Source organism: Variovorax sp. P1_G12 (assembly GCF_056405555.1).
On sequence record NZ_JBFUBW010000002.1, the window covers coordinates 22,798 to 40,674 of the forward strand.

Genomic DNA, 17,877 nt, shown 5'->3' on the forward strand with positions numbered 1-17,877 from the left:
TCAGCGCCGATCCGGATAGTTGAGGGTGCGCCTGTAGATCAGCTTGAACAGGGCCGAGAACGCGAGCGAGAGCGCCAGGTAGATGCCGGCGACCACGATGTAGATCTCGAAGCTGCGGAAGGTCTGCGACTGCAGGTTGGCGGCCACCGAGGTCAGGTCGTCGGCCGAGATCACCGACACCACGGCCGAGCTCAGCATCAGCAGGATGAACTGGCTCGTGAGCGCCGGGTAGATGGCCTTCAGCGCGGGCTTGATGATCACGAAGCGGAAGATCTCCCAGGGCTTCAGATTGAGCGCCCGGCCCGCCTCGATCTGGCCCTTGGGGATCGACTCGATGCCGGCGCGCACGATCTCGGCGGCATAGGCGCCGAGGTTCACCACCATCGCGGTCAGCGCCGCGGTATAGGGCGACCAGCGCAGCCCGATGGCCGGCAGCGCGAAGAAGAAGAAGAACAGCTGCACCAGGAAAGGCGTGTTGCGGATGACCTCGATGTACGCGTTCACGATGAAGCGCAGCCAGGCCGGGCCCGAGGTCTTGCCCCAGGCGCAGAAGACCGCGACCACCAGGCCCAGCAGCGTGGCGACCAGCGACAGCTGGATCGTGATCCAGGTGCCTTTCAGCAGCAGCGGCCAGGCGGCGAAGACGGCGTCGAACTGGAATTGGTAGTTCACGGGGGGGCGTCGATTCGAAACAGGGTTCGGTGTGGGTGCACCGCGCGAGAAACGCACTTCGTCGCGGTGCAGCGCAGTATATTTGAAACCGGTTTCAGCACCACATTAGGGATTCCCCCTAGACACCCGCCCTGGACGCCGGCATGCCTACACTGTGGGATGCCGATCACAGACTTGGTGGACACCGAGGCAGAGTTTTCCGGCGCAGTGGCCGCACCCGCCGTGCAGCACCTGCGCCAGACCCTCCTGTGGCCCTTGCGCCTGATGCCGACCGTCCAGCCGCGCCACGCGCATCGCGGCCCCTGGCAGGTGCTGCGAGACCTCGGCGACGCCTCGCCGTGGCGCGAGGAGATCGACGAATACACCGGCGCCAGCGACCGCTTCCACGAGCGCCACTACAACGAGTTCGTGAGCTTCCTGCCCTACGTGCAGCGCTTCCTGTACGGCGACGGCCGCAAGGGCCGCGCGGCCGGCGGCGCCAACGACGGCGACTCGCCGATGCGCGTGTTCCGCCGCAGCGACGTGGCCGCGGTGCGCGTGGTGGGGCGGCCCGGCGACGCGCCGATCACGCTGCAGGTGGTGCACGTCGATCTCTACTTCTTCTTCGACGTCGACGTGGTGATGCTCAACGTCGAGGTCGGCGCCGACCAGCTGAGCCTGGCGCAGGCGCAGGAAATCCTCTACCGCTTCGGCCGTGCCTACCCCGGCGGCTGGGATGCGCAGGGCCAGGCGCTGCACTGCATGAGCAGCGTCGAGTGGCTGGCCGCCGACGGCAGCGTGCTCGCGTGCTCCGACGCGCAGGAGCGCGAGGCCTTCATGTCGCACGTGGCCGAGCATCGCGCGCCGCGGCTGGCCGCGCACTGGGCCTGGCTGATGCGGCCGCTGGTCAGCGACCATTCGGACGAGGCCGGCGCCCTGCGCTTTCGCCAGATCGAGTACTACCGCATGCCGGTGATGGCCTACCTCGCGCTCGACGACCCGCGCCGGCTCTCGCGCAGTGATTTCATCCGGCTGGCGCTGGTGACCGGCGCGGCCGAGCCGGCCACCAGCGCCGGCGGCCCCCTGCCCTACGCCGACGAACTGGTCGAGGACTTCGAGCGGCGCTACTGCTACGACCGCTTCTGGGTCGACGCCGGCGCGGCGCCGCGCACGCGCTACCTGTGCAACGGCCGCGCCCTGGTCGTGATCGGCGACGCCCATGCCGAGTACTTCTGCTGCCGCGACCGCGGCGTGCTGGCGCAATTCCGCCATCAGCACTTCCTGCTGTTCCTGATCGCGCACTTCCAGAAGGCGGCGCTGCTGATGTACTCCGACCGCCTGGTCGAGGCGCTGCGCATGCTCGACGTCCACGACGTCGCCAGCGTCAAGCGCTTCAAGCGCGCGATCCGCGCCAGCTTCGAGGGCTTCCTGCGTTTCACGCACCGCTACTGGTTCCACGAGATCTCGGAGCAGGCGCAGGTGCGCGCGCTGTCGCACCTGTGCGCCACGCACCTCGGGCTCGATCCGCTCTACGACGAAGTCAAGGAGCGGATCGCCGACATGAACACCTACCTCGACGCCGACAGCCTGCGAAGACAGGCGAACACGGTGGTGCGGCTCACGGTGGTCACCCTCTTCGGCCTCATCGGCACCATCACCACCGGCTTCCTCGGCATGAACCTGCTGGCCGAGGCCGAGTCGCCGCTGTGGCGCAAGCTGATCTGGTTCGGCATCGTCTTCGTCTTCACGACCTGGCTCACGGTCTACACGATGGTCAAGTCGAAGCGGCTGTCGGACTTCATCGATGCGCTGTCCGACGAGCGCCACACGCTGCGCACCAAGCTCGGCGTGCTGGCCCGGGTCTGGCGACCCGGTTCGGACTGAGCGCTCACCCGACCCAGGGGCGGAACCTCAGCGGGGCAACCAGACCTCGATCGCGCCGGGGTCCGCCGCGATCGGGCGCGGCAGCAGCTTGATGACCCAGGGCTGCCCGGTCGGCGACGCCGCGGTCTGGATCAGGGCTTGGGCGCAGGCGCGCGAAGACTCCTCGCGGATCACCACGGTCGGCACCGGATGGCCGACCGGCGGCGCGCGTCCGGCGCGGCGCGAGGTGCTCAGCAGGTCCTCGATCGGCGGCACCGACGCGCCCAGCGCACGCCAGGGACCACGCCAGGCACGGGCCTTGTCGCGCAGCCCGGTGCCATAGGTCAGGATGTAGACCACCGCACCGTCGCAGGCGTCCGGGGCGACCGGCGTGGGCACGGGCTGCGGCGCACTCGTGCCGTCGGGCGACGGTGCATAGGTGGGCGGCGGCGCGGCCGCCACCTGCTCGTCGCGGCCTGCCCCCGTGAGCCGGTCGCGCATCCAGACCGCCAGCCGGAACGGAACCGGCAGGATGCCGCTGCAGTTCTGTTTCGAGCCGGTCTGGCCGCTGTAGTCGCGCGCCCAGTAGCGCGGTGCGCACGGCGGCGCCTGCGCAGGCTGCAGGCAGTCGATGCCGTTGCCCGGATCGAGCAAGCGCGCGCAGGCCGGCGAGCGTTGCTCCGCGGCCTCGCTCGCGCAGGCCTGCTTGGCGTCGTCGACCAGGCGCACCGACAGCCGGAACTTGGCCATGAAGTTGTCGCTGCCCTCCCGGCACAGCAGGTCGCCGGTACGCAGCAGCTCGGCCGCCAGCAGGGCCGGCGCATCGCCGCCGCCGCCGCCGGTGCGCAGATGGGCCCAGCGTTCGGTGAGGTCCTTGAAGGCGCTGTTCTCCGACTTCTCCTGGTCGGCGCGCTGCGCGCGCCAGCTGTCGATGCCCTGCCAGGCGGCGACGCCGAAGGTGGCGGCGGTGCCGATGCCGATCGATGCCGTGACCGCGCCGGCCTTGAGCACGCGGGCCTGCAACCGGCTCATCGACCCCACCGCGGCGGCCGCGGCGCTGTCCTTGTCGCTCGCCTTGGCGCCGCGGGCGCTCGAATCCGGCTGGCCGTCGTCGAGCACGAACAGGCCCGGTGCACCGAGCGCCACGTGCTCCAGCAATTCCTCGTCGAGCCGGAAGCCGATCTCCGAGCCGAGGCGGAAGTAGCTCTCCCACTGGGCCTCGTCGAAGAACTGGTCGGTGGTCGGCTGCTGCGGGAACAGCGGATTGGCGGCCTTGAAGTTCACCAGGTCGACCGGGAGCGAGGCCGAGACATTGGGCTTCACCAGCACGATCTGCCCCGTGGCGCCGCTCGCGTAGCGCACCTGCGCGAGCGCCAGGCAGGCCTGGCTGGTCGGCGAGGCCAGGTCGTTGAGCGAGCCGAAGGCACCCAGGTGCGTCCACTCGGCGCCGGGCTGCGGCTTCATGAAGGTGATCTCGGCGTTGAGGTCGATGCGGGCGCGACGGATCAGGATCTCGAGGTCGCAGAAGCGGTAGTCCGGGTCGGCACCGCAGTCGGCGATCACGATCAGCGCGGCCTCCTGACGCAGCAGCGCGTAGGCGCCGGTGTTCTCGAAATGGCCGCCGTCGCTCAGGTACCAGTTGGCCGAGCTGCTGCCCGGAAAGGCGCCGAAGCACTCGAGCAGCAAGAAGCGCGTCTTCATCAACAGCGGGCTCGCATGCACCACCGCGCCGCGCTGCATGATGCCGGCGCCGGCGCTGTTCCACCAGTAGCCCAGCCGCAGGCCCGCGAACACCGACAGCGCCGAGATGCCGCGCTTGGTGAGCCGCCCGAGCCCGGGCGCGAAGGCCGCGCCGGAGATCGCCATCCAGGCGCCCAGCGTGAGCGCGCCGTCGCCGCGGGCCTGGGCCCACCGGGCGCCGCCGGCCTGCATCCAGCCGAGCGGCCCGATGGTCAGCGGCTGGCTCTTGCGGTCGCGGTTGAAGAGCCGATCCTTGGTGCCGTGCGTCTGGTTGATGCAGACGTTCGCCAGGTGCACCGGCCCACCGTGGGCCTGCGGCGCGTAGCGCAGCTGCGAGATGTCGTCGTGCGCGTCGACCTCGCCCACCGGCACCTGCGGGGGCTCCAGCCCCGACATCCTGTCGGTCGGCCGGGCACCGAGCCGCCGCGCATTGGCGGCCCCGAGGTAGCCGCGCACGATGCGCGCCTTGTAGAACATGTGCAGCGACGAGACATTCAGGAAGGCGAAGTTGCGCCCGGTCGCCAAGGCATAGATGCCGATGATCACGGCGATCGTGCCGAGCCAGGCCCAGCCGCGCATGAAATCCAGCCCCGCCGGCGTGAAGACCGGCAGCAGCACCGCCGCATACACGACGCCGATCCACCAGGCCGCGAGGCAGAAGGCCAGCACCAGTCCGAGCAGACTGGCAAGCGTCATCACCAGCGTCTTGCCGATGCCGGGCAGCTCCTGCCGGTGCTGCAGCAGCATCGGCAGCACGCCGCGCAGCACCGCGGCGGCCACCAGCAGCACCGCGCCGTACGAAACCCGCTGCTCCTGGCCCTCGGCGGCCAGCCACCAGGCGCTGCGGTCGAGCAGGCCGAGCATCACGATGAGGAGCGCGGTGTTGAGCACCGAGGCCAGCCGGTCGGTCAGTTCGTTGCGCAGTTGGGCCGGCGACTGCCTGCGGCTGCGGTACAGCACCCACAGCAGGGCCACGACCCAGCAGGCGGCAAACGCCTCGAAAGCCGGCGCCAGCCAGGGCGGGCCGCTGTAGCGCAGCATCAGCGCCGGTGCGACGACGGCAGCGCCGATGCCCAGCGCCAGCCACATCGCCGCCTGCAGCAGCATCGACGAGATGGACAGCCGGTCACGCACCGACCAGTAGGCGCAAGCCAGCACCACCGAGGCGAGGAAGGGCCCGACCAGCGTGAACCACAGCGTCGGCCATCGCGTGGCCCACTCGACCACCAGGCGCATGTACTGCATGGCGTCGAGATCGGTCGTGCGCACCACCGCGTCGGGCGGCACCCGGTTGAGGTCGACCGCGCGGAACACGGCATCCCACAGCAGCAGGTTGGTGGCCGCCAGCACCATGCCGATCAGGCTGGCGGCGATCGCGAGCTCGATGTGGGTGGCCAGCAGGTTGCGCAGATAGAGCGCGGTGGCGAACAGCATGTCGCGCAGGCCACCCGGAATCAGGTAGCGGCCATTGGCGCGCAGCCACCAGCCGAAGCGTGCGCGGTCGACGTCGGCGAGGGCGCGCTCGATCTCGCGCACCTCCTCGGCCGACTGGGCATCGGTGCACAGCCGACCGAACGCTGCGCCGATGTAGCCGCCGCCCGACACGGTCGACATCAGGTCGAACTTGAGCAACTGCCGGCGTGCCGCCAGCGCCTTCAGCAGGCCCAGGCAGAAGGTGGCGCTTCGGATGCCCCCACCCGACAGCGCCAGCCCCCAGGGCCGTCGCCCGTCGTCGGCGCCATGCAGGGCGCGTCGACGCTCGGCGACCAGCTTCTGGATGGTCTCGTCCATTCGGCTCCTCGTCGTTCGATGCAATATTTCATGCACGAGTCGATCGATCAATGGCTCGAACGGCCTATGCCGGAGCACAAGGGCTGCGCGGCTCCTGTTGCGGTGGATTGGTTAAGCTCGCGCCGCCCGGCCCGCCTTCCGCTCCTTCAGGATCACCCCCCATGACGACAGCGCCCCCCGACACCCTGCCCACAGCGCAACCGCACCGACTGCGGCGCCTGTGTGCGGGCCTCGCGACGGCGGCGTGCACGCTGCTGGCCGCCTGCACGACCAGCGGCGTTTGCGAAAGCCCCTATGTCCGGTCGCCGCAGTTCAAGGGCTGCGGCTTCCAGAACCCGCCGAACCCGGATGCCCTCCCCTCGGCCAGCGGCTGGAAGATCTGGTCGCGATTCCTGTTCGAACGCAAGATCGACACCGTGCCGACCGATCCGATTCCGGTGCAGGCCCTCGACAGCGCGATGCTGCAAGCGCTGGACCCGCAGACCATCCACCTGGTCCGGCTGGGGCATTCATCGCACCTGGTCAAGTTGCAGGGCAAGTTCTGGCTGATCGATCCGGTGTTCAGCGAGCGCGCCTCGCCCTTCCAGTGGCTGGGACCGCGGCGCTTCCACAAGCCACCGATCGCACTCGAGCAGCTGCCGCCGATCGACGGGCTGATCCTCTCGCACGACCACTACGACCACCTCGACACCGCGACCATCGAGTACCTGGCGCAACGGGTGCAGCGCTACTTCGTGCCGCTGGGTGTCAAGGCCCGGCTGGTCGAGCTCGGCGTGCCGGCCGACCGCATCACCGAGCTGGACTGGTGGCAGAACGCGCAGTACGACGGCGTCCAGCTCACCGCCACGCCGGCGCAGCATTTCTCGGGCCGCACCCTGAACGATCGCGACCGCACGCTGTGGGCGTCGTGGGTGGTCCAGAGCGGCGGCCAGCGCATCTTCTACAGCGGCGACTCGGGCTACTTCAAGGGCTTCCGCGATATCGGCGAACGCTTCGGCGGCTTCGACCTGGCGATGCTGGAGAACGGCGCCTACGACGCCTACTGGCCCTCGGTCCACATGACGCCCGAGGAGAGCGTGCAGGCCTTCGAGGACCTGCGCGGCAAGGTGCTCTACTCGGTGCACAACAGCACCTTCGACCTTGCATTCCACACCTGGCACGACCCGCTGGACCGCATCGCCGACCTGTCGGAGGGCAGGAAGATCGAGCTCGCCACGCCGGTGATCGGCGAGGTGCTGACGATCGGCCAGCCGCGCACCAACCTGCGCTGGTGGGCCGGACTGAAGTAGCGGCCCTGGGTGGGCCCGACAGCCAGCGGCCGAGCGCAAGCCTCGCGAGGCCGCTCACCACCGCGATCTCGAGTCCCATGAATCCGGTTTCCATACGCGACTCCCTTACAGCACGCGCACGATCACACGGAGCGCGTCTTCGAGGTAGGCAGCTTTGCGTGCAATCGATCGACGTCGGCGCGCCATTGTCTTCGGGGCTCTGCAAGTCGATTCAGTCCAGGCTCAGGTTGGATGCCCTGATGGTTTCCGCCCAGCGCGCGCGTTCCGCCGTGACAAAGGAGGCGAATTCTGCTTGTGACTGCCCGCCTGGGAAACCGCCGAGTTGCTTGATTTGCGCGATCAGGTCGCGATCGCGCATCACCGCGTCAAGGTTTTTCTGCAGCTTTCCGACAATCTCCGGCGGCGTCTTGGCCCCCACGAAGATGCCGATCCAGGCCGTCGACAGGAAATTGTCGACGCCGGCTTGCGCCATGGTCGGCACCTCCGGCAGGCTGGGCACGCGCTGGCTGGCGGTCACGGCCAGCGGGCGCAGCTTGCCTGCCTGGATATGCGGCAAGGCCTGCGTCAGATTGTCGAACTGGAAACTTGTTTCGCCGGCCAGCAAGGCCGTCGTCGCCGGCGTGGATCCGCGGTAGGGAACATGGATGGCATCCGTTGCGGTGCGCATCTTGAAGAGCTCGCCGGTGAGATGGCTTGTTTGCCCAATGCCGGCGGAGCCGAAGGACAGCTTCCCTGGCTGCATCTTCATTTGCGCCATCAGCTCGGCCACGCTCCTGATCGAGGATTGCGCGTTGACGACCAGGACATTGGGGAATGAAATGACATCGGTCATCGCAATCAGATCTTCCGGCTTGTAGGGAAGGCTCTTGTAGGCGCTGTAGTTGATGGCCTGGGGACCGACATTGCCGCTCAGCAGCGTGTATCCGTCTGCTGGCGCCTGCAGTGCTGCCTGCGTGCCGATGATGCCGCCCGCGCCGGAACGGTTGTCGACCACGACGGGTTGACCGAGGCGGGCGCTGAGTTTTTGCGCAAACAGCCGCATCGGAACGTCGATGGTGCCGCCCGCCGCACCCGGCACGATGAGGGTCAGCGGCCGGCCGGGCCAGGTGGCAGCGGGCTGCGCTGACGCGGCCGAGGAAATGACCATAGCAAGCATGAGCGCCAGTGGCCCGATCGAACGGTGTGTCGGCATGTTCATGGTTCTTCCTTTGTCCGTTTCCTGGCTGATTGAGGGTCTCACGCCCCGGGCTGGCGCCTGGCGGCAACGAAGCGCCCGAGGTGCGTGGCTGCATTGCCAAGCAATGCGTCGTTGGCCATCAGGCGCTTGCTGTAGTGGCTGATGGGTGTCTCGTCCTGCAGCCCGATGGCCCCGTGGAGTTGCAGCACATCGAGTGCGATGGCGCGGCCGGCCTGGCCGACGAGGTACTTGGCGGCGCTGACGCGTCGCGTGCGCTCGGATGGCGGCACCTCGCTCCAACCCGCCACGGCCTGTATCACCAGAATTCGCGCGGCGCTCCAGGCGCGGTAGAGATCGACCACGCGGTGCTGCAGGGCCTGCTGGTCCGACAGCGCGCGGCCGAATTGCTGGCGCGTGCGCAGGTGTTCGACCGTGAGGGCCAGCGAGCGTCGCATGACCCCGGCGCTCTCGGCGCACAGGGCCACGGTGGCCAGCTCCTGCGCCTCGCCGAGCAGTGCCTCGGCGTGGCCTGGGCCGGCAAGCAGCGCGTCTGCGGGTAGCTCGACACCATGCAGGCGCAAATCCGCCGCGCCGCGTCCATCGTGAAGCTGATAACTGCGCCGGATCATGCCTGCGGCATCGCCGGGAACGTCGAACAGCGCCAGGCCGCCGCTGGCCAGGCTCGCCGCCACGAACAGATGCTGCGCCTGGCCACCCCCCATCACCAGCCTATGGGTCCCGTTCAGATGCCAGCGCGCGCCTTCCTGGCGCGCCGCCATGGCGTCAGGGTGGCTATCGCCCCCGCCATGGGCAACTGCGCAGCGCGCCTCGCCGCTCGCCAGCGCGGCCCGCTGGTGCGCGCGTGCCTCGCCTGCCTCGGCGCCGAGCAGGATCTGCGTGCCAAGAACCGCGCTCCAGAGCACCGGCTCGACCACCAGGGCATCCCCAAGCGCCTCCATCAGAGGCATGAGATCGGGCACCGTGCCGCCCAGGCCGCCGTCCTGCTCGGGCATCAGCAGGCCGGTCAGGCCGAGCGCGGCCAGCGCGTTCCAGCCGGCCAGGTCGAAGCCCTCATGGGCGCTCACGATCTGCCGCCTGCGCTCGAAGCCGTAGTGCTTGCTGAGCCAGCGTCCCAGGGATGCGGACATGGCTGCCTGCTGCTCGTCCAGATGCCCATCGCGCGGATGATCGATCTCGGTCTGGCCGCTGAAAATTGCCTTCGCCATGATCTGGCGCTGGATCTCGGAAGAGCCGCCGGCCAGGGTGATGCCGCGGTAGCGCCAGAAGTGCAGCGGGAAGTTTTCCGAATGCGTGCTGGAAAACGGCTGGGCATGGGGCAGGCCGTCGATCGCGAGCGGGTCAAGGGGAAGCGCCTCGGTGCCGAGCAAGTCCATCCGGAACAGATGCAGGTCCTGCAGCAGCAAGTTGCCATCGAGCTTGAGCCGCGAGGCCTCCAGTTCCGGGCTGCCGCCTTGTTCGGCCAGCCGCACGGCCGGCCACCAGGCGGCTTCGAGTGCACGCACACGAATGTCCAGTTCGGCGTGGCGGCGCGCCAGCAACGCGTCCTCGATCTGCGCCAGGGGGGCGGTGTCCCGCCCGCTGGCGAGGCCGGCCAGGCTGGCCAGCTCCGCCTTGCAGTCACCCACGCGGGCCAGGAACAGGCGCTCGATCACCAGTAGTCCCTTGGCAATGGTCCAGCCACCGTGCTCGGCGCCCACCAGATGAGCCGCCGGCACCCGCACGTCATCGAAGAACATCTGGACGTGGAAGTGCGAGCCGTTGATGAAGCGAATCGGACGCACCGTCACGCCCGGCGCGCGCAAGTCCATCAACAGCACCGAAATGCCCTCCTGCTTGCGCTGAGCCGCCGGGTCGGTGCGCACCAGCACCAGCGCCCAATTGGCCCACTGGCCCAGGGTTTGCCAGATCTTGCTGCCATTGACGATCCAGGCATCCCCGTCGCGCCGTGCCACGGTGCGCAGCGCCGCCAGGTCGGAGCCGGCGTCGGGCTCGGAATAGCCTTGCGCCCAGAAGTCTTCGAACGACAGCATGCCGGGCAGCCAGCGCCGGCACTGCTCGGGCGTTCCGTAGCGCATCAGGGTGGGGCCGATCGTGTCGATGCCGAGGTTGTCGTAGCGCGGCGCATCGCTGGCCGCCAGCTCTTCCCGAAAGATGGCCTGTTGCATCAGCGACCAGCCAGGGCCGCCATGCGCTCGCGGCCAGCCGGGGGCGGCCCAGCCTCGCTCATACAGGATGCCCTGCCAGCGTGCGGCCTGCTCGCGCGTCACGAGGCAATGGGCGCGCGTGGCGGCGCGGATATCGGCCGGGACGGCGTCGCGAAGAAAATCGCGAACCTCGATGCGGAAGGGATCGAGGTGATCGGCGCTGGAATCGGGTGGCACGGTCAATCCCCCGACGCGATGGAAGTCGCGTTCATTGCGCGGCTGAGGCTCACCCGACGGACCACCTCGGCTTGCGCTTCTCCACGAAGGCCGCGACCCCTTCCTTGGCGTCATCCGTCGCGGCGATATTGCCAAAGCACTCCACGGCACTCGCGACGCCACGTCGATAGTCGCTGTCGTTGGCGCGCATGAAAGCAGCGCGTCCCATCCGCATGACCTTGGGCGATTTCTCGCACAGCGTGCGAGCCAGCCGCCTGGCTTCGTTCATGACCTCGGCCTCCGGAACGATTCGGCTGACCAGGCCAAGCTCCCTGGCCTCGGCGGCCTCGAAGGAACGGCCAGTGAACAGGAGATCGAAGGCCCGATGGCGCCCAACGATGCGCGGCAGGTGCGTGTAGTGAATGGCCGGGACCATGCCTACGTCGATCTCGGGATAGCCGAAGGTCGCCGTATCGGCGGCCACGATCATGTCGCACGAGATGGCCAGGGTCATGCCGCCTCCGCGCGCTGTCCCCTGCACCGCGGCGATCGACGGTTTGCCCAGATTGAACTGGACATCGCAAAGGCCGACATACAGCTTTTCGACCAGGGCATAGAGCTGGCCGGACGAGGCACCGTGCACGGCATCCAGCCTCAGGCCGGCAGAAAATCGACCCGGCACGGCGCTGCCCAGAATCACTGCGCGAACCGACTCATCTTCGGCCGCCCGCCGCATCGATCGGAGCAGGTCATCGAGCATCGCCTCGCTGATTGCGTTGACTGGCGCACTGTCGAGCAGTATCTCGGCGATCTGGTCGCGAATCTCGAAACGGACTTGGGACATTGGGGCCTCCTGGATGGGGTCACGAGCCGAACGTCGGCCGATTTTTCAGGTTGCGACAGCATCGGCGACAACGCCGGCTGCCTTGAATTGACTGATCGCCTCCGGCGCATAGCCGGCCTGCAGCAGGATCTCGTCGGTGTGCTGCCCCAGCAAGGGTGGCGCGCTGCGTGCCTCGCGCCCGGCGCCGCGAAAGCGAACCGGCAAACCCATGTTCCTCACCTTGCCCAGCACCGGATGGTCCGACTCCACGATGAGTTGGCGCGCCTCCACTTGGGGGTGGTCAAGTGCCTGGTCCAAGGTGTGGATGGGGGAACATGGCACGCCGGCAGCACGCAGGGCATCCAGCCAGGACGCCACCGTCCGCGTCCCCATCGCCGCCTGCACCAATTCGACGGTCATCGCAAAATTCTCCACCCGCGCCGCGTTGGTTGCGAACCTCGGGTCATCGACTCGGTGCTGCAGGCCGGCGACGGCGCAGAAGCGCCGCCACTGCCCATCGTTGCCGATCCCCAGCATGATCGGGCCATCGACCGCATCGAATGCCTGGTAAGGCGACATGGCAGGGTGGCCCGTTCCCATCCGTTTCGGTATCCGACCGGTACGCCAGTAGTTTTGCGCCATGTAGCCCATGAAACCCAGCGCCGTGTCGAGCAGCGAGACTTCCAGGTAGACGCCGGCGCCGGTCTTGCTTCGTTCCATCAGCGCGGCAAGGATGCCGCTGAAGGCATGCATGCCGGTGCCGATGTCGACCGGCGAGAAGCTCGCCCGCGCCAACGCCCCTTCCGGATCGCCCATGCTGCTGATCATGCCGCTGAAGGCCTGAAGCATGACGTCGTAACCGGGTTCGTTGCCCATCGGCCCGCTGCGCCCGTAGCCCGAGATCTCGCAATAGACCATCGACGGGTTGAGGGCGCTCAGTGTTTCGTAGTCGACACCCAACTTGGCAGCCGTGCCGCCGCCAAACCCCTGCAGAACGACATCCGACTGCTTCGCCAGGGCTTGAACGATCATCCGACCTTCGGGCAACTTCAGGTCCACCGCGAGACTGCGCTTGTTGTGATTGACTGAGAGGAAGGTCGCCGATTGACCCTGGTCCTGCGGCAGCCAGGCGCGGGTGTCATCGCCCACGCCCACCGGCTCGACCTTCGTGACGTCGGCGCCAAGTTCGCCCAGATATTGGCCGCAAAGCGGGCCGGCCAAGACCTTGCTCAAATCCAGAACGCGAATTCCCTTTAGCGGAAGCATCTCTTTGACTTTCTCCGTGAGATTGGGCGACGCACTGAGCTATTCGGCCTTGATGTCCATGGTGCGGGCGACCACGGACCATCGCTCGGCATCCTGGTTCACGAAGTCCTGCAACTCGGCTGGATTGATGATCAATGACTCGGCGCCTCGCGCCGTCAAGCTTTGGATGTACCCGGGATCCGCCAGCGCCTTGGCCATCGCTTGCCGCAGATGGGCGACAACGTCGGGCGGGGTCTTGGCCGATACCTGCAGGGCTAGCCAGTACTTGAGATCCAGGCTCGGATAGCCGGCTTCCTTCAGGGTGGGAACATCTGGCAGCAGCGGCGCCCGAGCCGCAGAGGTAATGGCCAGTCCTTTGAGCTTGCCGCCCTGGATCTGACCGACACAGGTCGTCATGCTGTCGAACAGGAAGTCGACCTGTCCGGCCATGACATCGGTGCTGGCCGGCGCACTGCCCTTGTAGGGGACCGCAACCGCGGCGAAACCGGCCACCTTCTGCAGAACCGCACCGTAGATATGCGGCGAACTCCCGGGCCCAAAAGTGGCGAAGGACAAGTTGTTTGGATGTTCCTTGCCGAGCCGGACCAGATCACCAAGCGTGCTCACACCGAGTTTGGTCGGATGGACCACCAGGACGTTGGGCACCACGGCGCCAATTCCGACCGCCAGGAAATCGCGCTTTGGATGGAATCTCGCGGTCGGGTACATCAGGGGATTCACGGCCTGCATGCCAACGGTGTTCAGCAGCAGCGTATGGCCGTCTGCTTCCGCATCCAGGACGATCTGCGCCCCGAGGTTGCCGCTGGCGCCCGGCTTGTTCTCGACTACGACGGTCTGACCGAGCACCTTCGCCAACGGAATCGCAACCTGGCGCGCCACAAAATCGCCCGGCCCGCCGGCGGCGAAAGGAACGACGATCTTGAGGATGCGGGACGACCCGCTCTGCGCAAAGCTCGGTCGGATCAACAGCGCTGCCGATGCACCGAGAACGACCTCGCGGCGTCTGTGGTTCATGCGTGTCCCCGTCAAAGGTCTGCGGCTGGCATCGAGATTGGTGCCCGCCCAGACTCTTGAAGAGCACTATCTGCCGTCCGACGGGATAAGTCGAAGACTAGATATTGATGGTCGATATAATATTTTTCATATGCCTTGAGCGATCGCAACGAGAGGCGACGCGCCACCTCTCCCGAGTCGCCCTTTCCACTGTCACCTCGGACACTTGATCATGGCAATTGACGTACGTGGATTCCGATGTCTTGTCGCCGTCGCGTCGGCGGGCTCGATATCCCGAGCAGCGGAGTCGTTGCACGTCGCCCAACCCGCTCTCAGTCTCCACATCAAGAATATCGAGCGGGATCTCGGCGTCGCGCTCTTTGATCGGACCCCAAAGGGTGTCGTCCCCACAGCCGCCGGCACGCGCTTTCTGAGCCATGCAAGGGATATCCTCAAGCGCATCGATCTCGCTTGCGAAGACGTTGGCGACTTCGTGGCGGAGCCCGCGGGCCGCGTTGCGATCGGACTGCCTCAGTCGATGGCAAAGATCGTGACACTTCCTCTCGTGCGGGAAACGACCAGCCGGTGGCCGAAGATCCAGTTGCAGATCATTGAACTCAGCACCGGCTATATCCCGGAGCGCCTGATGACCGCGCATCTGGACATCGGTCTGGTCTTTCAGTCCGACGCCAACGATGCGCTCCAGTTCGAACACCTGGTCGACGAAGAACTGGTGCTGGTGGCCGCGCCCGGCCTGCTCACGAAGGCGCACAACGGCCGTCTGGGCCGGCTGAAGGAAATCCCCCTTGCAGACCTGGGCCGCTACCCGATGATCTTGCCCGCCAGCGTGCACAGCCTGCGGTCATTGATTGACAGGCATCTGGATTCCCATCGCGTCGTGCTGAACATGCTGGCCGAGGTCAATGCCATCCCGCAGCTCATCGAGCTTGCAGCTGCCGGCGTTTGCTGTTCGATACTTTCCTACGCGTCGGTACGCGACGAGCTGCGAAGCGGCTTGCTCTCCGGCGCGCGCATCGTGGAACCCGGGATTTCCCGGCCGGTATTCCTTTGCCGATCGGCAACTTCGCCACTTTCGATGGCGGCCTCCACCGTGCGCGCCCTGGTTTTGAGCACAGTCCAATCCCTCATTGCGGATGGCAGTTGGCCGGCGCGCACCACCACCAAGCCGAGTGCGGTCCGCGCCTGTTGACCAGCACCGATTGGGCCTTGATCAACGCCCCTGCCGGAGAACGCCAGAGTTCGCGTGGCAGCAAAAACCGATGGCCGCCGGCTCGATACCCTCGGCGTCAGCGCTTCTGCCGCCGCTCCCGCGCCCGCCGCACCTGCCGGCTCTGCCCGGCCTCGGCCGCCGCGCGGGCCTGCCGGGCCTTCTTCTGCCGCCGCCGGCCCGACAGCCAGCGGCCGAGCGCGAAGCTCGCGAGGCCGCTCACGACCGCGATCACGAGCCCGATGATTCCGATTTCCATGCGCGCCTCCCTTACAGCACGCGCACGATGCCGGTCGGCTTGAAGCCGAGATCGGCCGCCTTGCCCTTGCGTGCCCGGGTGCCGCGCGCGTTGTTGAGCGTGCGGATCTCCAGCGTCTCCTCGCGCTCCTTGCCGCCGCGGCCGATGCCTTCAATCTTGATGCTGCGCGTGTAGGCCGCCGCACCGGCCAGCGTGTCCTTGGCCTCGAGATCGATCAGCGTGAGCCCGCGGCCGCCCTTCGGCAGCGCCTTGAGTTCGCCGATGTCGAAGGTCAGAATACGGCCGCCGGTCGAGGCGCAGGCCACGTGCGTGGCCGCCGGCAGCGGCTCGGCGCCGCCGGCGCCGCCGACCAGCGACGGGCGGCACAGCTGCTCGCCCTCGCCGACGTCGATGAAAGCCTTGCCGCCGCGCTGGCGCGAGATCATGTTCTCGACCGCCGCGATGAAGCCGTAGCCGCCGGTGTTCGCGAGCAGCAGGTTGGCCGACAGCGGGCCCGCGAAGTAATGCGCGACATGCGTCCCGCTGTCGAGGTCGATCAGCGTCGTCACCGGCTGGCCGTCGCCGCGCCCGCCCGGCAGCGACGCCACGGGCACGCTGTAGACGCGCACGCCCTTGTCCTTGGCGGTGCCGAAGACCAGCAGCGTATCGACCGAGCGGCATTCGAAGGCGCCATACAGCGCATCGCCCGACTTGAAGCTGTACTCGGGTGCCGCGGCGGCCGCGGCGCGCTCGCTGGCCCAGCCCTTCTGCGTGCGCACCCAGCCCTTCTGCGACACGATCACGGTCACCGGCTCGTCGACCACGCGCACTTCGGCCACGGCCCGCTTCTCGGCCTGGATCAGCGTGCGGCGCGCATCCTCGAAGCTCTTCGCGTCGGCCTCGATTTCCTTCACCAGCAGGCGGCGCAGCGCGGCCGGACTGCCGAGGATGTCCTCGAGCTTCTTCTGTTCCTCGCGCAGGCCCTTGAGCTCCTGCTCGATCTTGATCGCCTCCAGCCGCGCCAGCTGACGCAGCCGGATCTCGAGAATGTCCTCGGCCTGCCGGTCGCTCAGGTTGAAGCGCGCGATCAGCGCCGCCTTCGGATCCTCGGCGGCGCGGATGATCGCGATCACCTCGTCGATGTTCAGCAGCACCAGCTGCCGCCCTTCGAGGATGTGGATGCGGTCCTGCACCTTGCCGAGCCGATGGCGCGAGCGCTTCTCGACCGTGATCTCGCGGAAGGCGATCCACTCGTTGAGCATCTGCCGCAGCGACTTCTGCGTCGGCTTGCCGTCGATGCCCACCATCGTCAGGTTGATCGACGACGAGCTCTCCAGCGAGGTCTGCGACAGCAGCATCGTGGCGAACTCTTCCTGGCTGATGCGCGAGGTCTTGGGTTCGAACACCAGCCGCACCGCCGCGTCCTTGCTCGACTCGTCGCGCACCACGTCGAGCAGAGACAACACCGAGGCCTTGAGTTGCGTCTGCTCGGCCGTGAGCGCCTTCTTGCCGGCGCGGATCTTGGGGTTGGTGAGCTCCTCGATCTCTTCGAGCACCTTCTGCGAGCTGACGCCCGGCGGCAGTTCGTTGACCACCAGTTGCCACTGGCCGCGCGCGAGCTCCTCGATCTTCCAGCGGGCCCGCACCTTGAGCGAGCCGCGACCCGTGCGATAGGCGTCGGCGATGTCGGTCGCGCTGCTGATGATCTGCGCGCCGCCCGGATAGTCGGGGCCGGGCACCAGGGTGAACAGTTCCTCGTCGGTCAGCTGGCCGTTGGCCTTGATCAGCGCCACGCAGGCGTCGGCGACCTCGCGCAGGTTGTGGCTCGGGATCTCGGTCGCCAGGCCGACGGCGATGCCGCTCGCGCCGTTGAGCAGCGTGAACGGAAGCCGTGCCGGCAGCAGGCGCGGCTCCTCGGTCGAGCCGTCGTAGTTGGCGATGAAGTCGACCGTGCCCTCGTCGATCTCGTCAAGCAGGAGACTCGTGATGCGGGCCAGCCGCGCCTCGGTGTAGCGCATCGCCGCGGCGCCGTCGCCGTCGCGGCTGCCGAAGTTGCCCTGGCCGTCGACCAGCGGATAGCGCTGCGAGAAGTCCTGCGCCATGCGCACCAGTGCGTCGTAGGCGGCCTGGTCGCTGTGCGGATGGAAGCGGCCGAGCACGTCGCCGACCACGCGCGCGCTCTTGACCGGCTTGGCGCCCACGGTGCCGTTGGCGCCGCCGAAGCCCAGCCCCATGCGCGACATCGAATAGAGGATGCGCCGCTGCACCGGCTTCTGGCCGTCGCTGACATCGGGCAAGGCGCGGCCCTTCACCACGCTGAGCGCGTATTCGAGGTAGGCGGTCTGCGCGTAGTCGGCCAGCGTCAGCGCGCCATCGTCTTCGGGGCTCTGCAGATCGAGCGTGGGTTGAGAGTCCATGGAAAAAGAATGATGAGGAA

General features: G+C 67.6%; 12 protein-coding genes. 3 read left to right on the plus strand and 9 right to left on the minus strand.

Annotation, left to right across the window (positions count from 1 at the left end):
- The gene (locus tag AC1D2O_RS02285; RefSeq protein WP_442281436.1) at positions 1–672 is read right to left on the minus strand and encodes an amino acid ABC transporter permease; all 672 of its coding nucleotides are present in this window, start codon (positions 670–672) and stop codon (positions 1–3) included.
- A 159-nt stretch (positions 673–831) separates the two neighbouring features.
- On the opposite strand from AC1D2O_RS02285, the gene AC1D2O_RS02290 reads away from it, so the two are divergent.
- Positions 832–2,535: a hypothetical protein gene (locus AC1D2O_RS02290; RefSeq protein ID WP_478086095.1), complete on the plus strand. Its 1,704-nt coding sequence runs from the start codon at positions 832–834 to the stop codon at positions 2,533–2,535.
- Positions 2,536–2,562: 27 nt separating this feature from the next.
- Here AC1D2O_RS02290 and AC1D2O_RS02295 read toward each other — a convergent pair whose 3' ends face one another.
- Positions 2,563–6,045 carry a patatin-like phospholipase family protein gene (locus tag AC1D2O_RS02295; protein WP_478156094.1) on the minus strand — a complete coding sequence of 1,161 codons (3,483 nt, stop codon included), beginning with the start codon at positions 6,043–6,045 and terminating at the stop codon, positions 2,563–2,565.
- A 161-nt stretch (positions 6,046–6,206) separates the two neighbouring features.
- Between AC1D2O_RS02295 and AC1D2O_RS02300 the strand changes: the two genes are divergently transcribed.
- Positions 6,207–7,334, plus strand: a complete 1,128-nt coding sequence (locus tag AC1D2O_RS02300) for an MBL fold metallo-hydrolase (protein WP_478086099.1) — start codon at positions 6,207–6,209, stop codon at positions 7,332–7,334.
- Positions 7,335–7,545: 211 nt separating this feature from the next.
- Here AC1D2O_RS02300 and AC1D2O_RS02305 read toward each other — a convergent pair whose 3' ends face one another.
- Genes AC1D2O_RS02305 through AC1D2O_RS02325 form a run of 5 tightly spaced genes read right to left on the minus strand, consistent with a single transcriptional unit; the run spans position 7,546 to position 13,995 of the window.
- Positions 7,546–8,532, minus strand: coding sequence for a Bug family tripartite tricarboxylate transporter substrate binding protein (locus AC1D2O_RS02305; protein WP_478086101.1), 987 nt, complete (start codon positions 8,530–8,532; stop codon positions 7,546–7,548).
- Positions 8,533–8,570: 38 nt separating this feature from the next.
- Positions 8,571–10,913, minus strand: coding sequence for an acyl-CoA dehydrogenase family protein (locus AC1D2O_RS02310; RefSeq protein ID WP_478086103.1), 2,343 nt, complete (start codon positions 10,911–10,913; stop codon positions 8,571–8,573).
- A 49-nt stretch (positions 10,914–10,962) separates the two neighbouring features.
- Complete coding sequence (locus tag AC1D2O_RS02315; protein ID WP_478086105.1) at positions 10,963–11,736, minus strand: enoyl-CoA hydratase/isomerase family protein; 774 nt, start codon at positions 11,734–11,736, stop codon at positions 10,963–10,965.
- Between the two features lie 45 nt (positions 11,737–11,781).
- On the minus strand, positions 11,782–12,981 hold the full coding sequence (locus AC1D2O_RS02320; protein ID WP_478086106.1) for a CaiB/BaiF CoA transferase family protein: 1,200 nt from the start codon (positions 12,979–12,981) through the stop codon (positions 11,782–11,784).
- Between the two features lie 39 nt (positions 12,982–13,020).
- Positions 13,021–13,995, minus strand: coding sequence for a Bug family tripartite tricarboxylate transporter substrate binding protein (locus AC1D2O_RS02325; protein WP_478086108.1), 975 nt, complete (start codon positions 13,993–13,995; stop codon positions 13,021–13,023).
- Between the two features lie 211 nt (positions 13,996–14,206).
- Here AC1D2O_RS02325 and AC1D2O_RS02330 point away from each other — a divergent pair, with 211 nt between their 5' ends.
- Positions 14,207–15,184, plus strand: a complete 978-nt coding sequence (locus tag AC1D2O_RS02330; RefSeq protein WP_478156096.1) for a LysR family transcriptional regulator — start codon at positions 14,207–14,209, stop codon at positions 15,182–15,184.
- Positions 15,185–15,281: 97 nt separating this feature from the next.
- Here the strand turns inward: AC1D2O_RS02330 and AC1D2O_RS02335 are convergent, their stop codons facing one another.
- Positions 15,282–15,461 carry a hypothetical protein gene (locus tag AC1D2O_RS02335; RefSeq protein WP_478088582.1) on the minus strand — a complete coding sequence of 60 codons (180 nt, stop codon included), beginning with the start codon at positions 15,459–15,461 and terminating at the stop codon, positions 15,282–15,284.
- An 11-nt stretch (positions 15,462–15,472) separates the two neighbouring features.
- A complete protein-coding gene (gene parC, locus AC1D2O_RS02340; protein ID WP_478088580.1) occupies positions 15,473–17,857 on the minus strand; it encodes a DNA topoisomerase IV subunit A in 2,385 nt (794 codons plus the stop codon).
- Between the last annotated feature and the right edge of the window lie 20 nt (positions 17,858–17,877).

Excerpts from the sequence above, each read along its gene's own strand:
- AC1D2O_RS02290 (WP_478086095.1), top strand. The coding sequence starts at position 832 with ATGCCGATCACAGACTTGGTGGACACCGAGGCAGAGTTTTCCGGCGCA.
- AC1D2O_RS02295 (WP_478156094.1), bottom strand. The coding sequence starts at position 6,045 with ATGGACGAGACCATCCAGAAGCTGGTCGCCGAGCGTCGACGCGCCCTG.
- AC1D2O_RS02300 (WP_478086099.1), top strand. The coding sequence starts at position 6,207 with ATGACGACAGCGCCCCCCGACACCCTGCCCACAGCGCAACCGCACCGA.
- AC1D2O_RS02305 (WP_478086101.1), bottom strand. The coding sequence starts at position 8,532 with ATGAACATGCCGACACACCGTTCGATCGGGCCACTGGCGCTCATGCTT.
- AC1D2O_RS02315 (WP_478086105.1), bottom strand. The coding sequence starts at position 11,736 with ATGTCCCAAGTCCGTTTCGAGATTCGCGACCAGATCGCCGAGATACTG.
- AC1D2O_RS02320 (WP_478086106.1), bottom strand. The coding sequence starts at position 12,981 with ATGCTTCCGCTAAAGGGAATTCGCGTTCTGGATTTGAGCAAGGTCTTG.
- AC1D2O_RS02325 (WP_478086108.1), bottom strand. The coding sequence starts at position 13,995 with ATGAACCACAGACGCCGCGAGGTCGTTCTCGGTGCATCGGCAGCGCTG.
- AC1D2O_RS02330 (WP_478156096.1), top strand. The coding sequence starts at position 14,207 with ATGGCAATTGACGTACGTGGATTCCGATGTCTTGTCGCCGTCGCGTCG.
- AC1D2O_RS02335 (WP_478088582.1), bottom strand. The coding sequence starts at position 15,461 with ATGGAAATCGGAATCATCGGGCTCGTGATCGCGGTCGTGAGCGGCCTC.
- parC (WP_478088580.1), bottom strand. The coding sequence starts at position 17,857 with ATGGACTCTCAACCCACGCTCGATCTGCAGAGCCCCGAAGACGATGGC.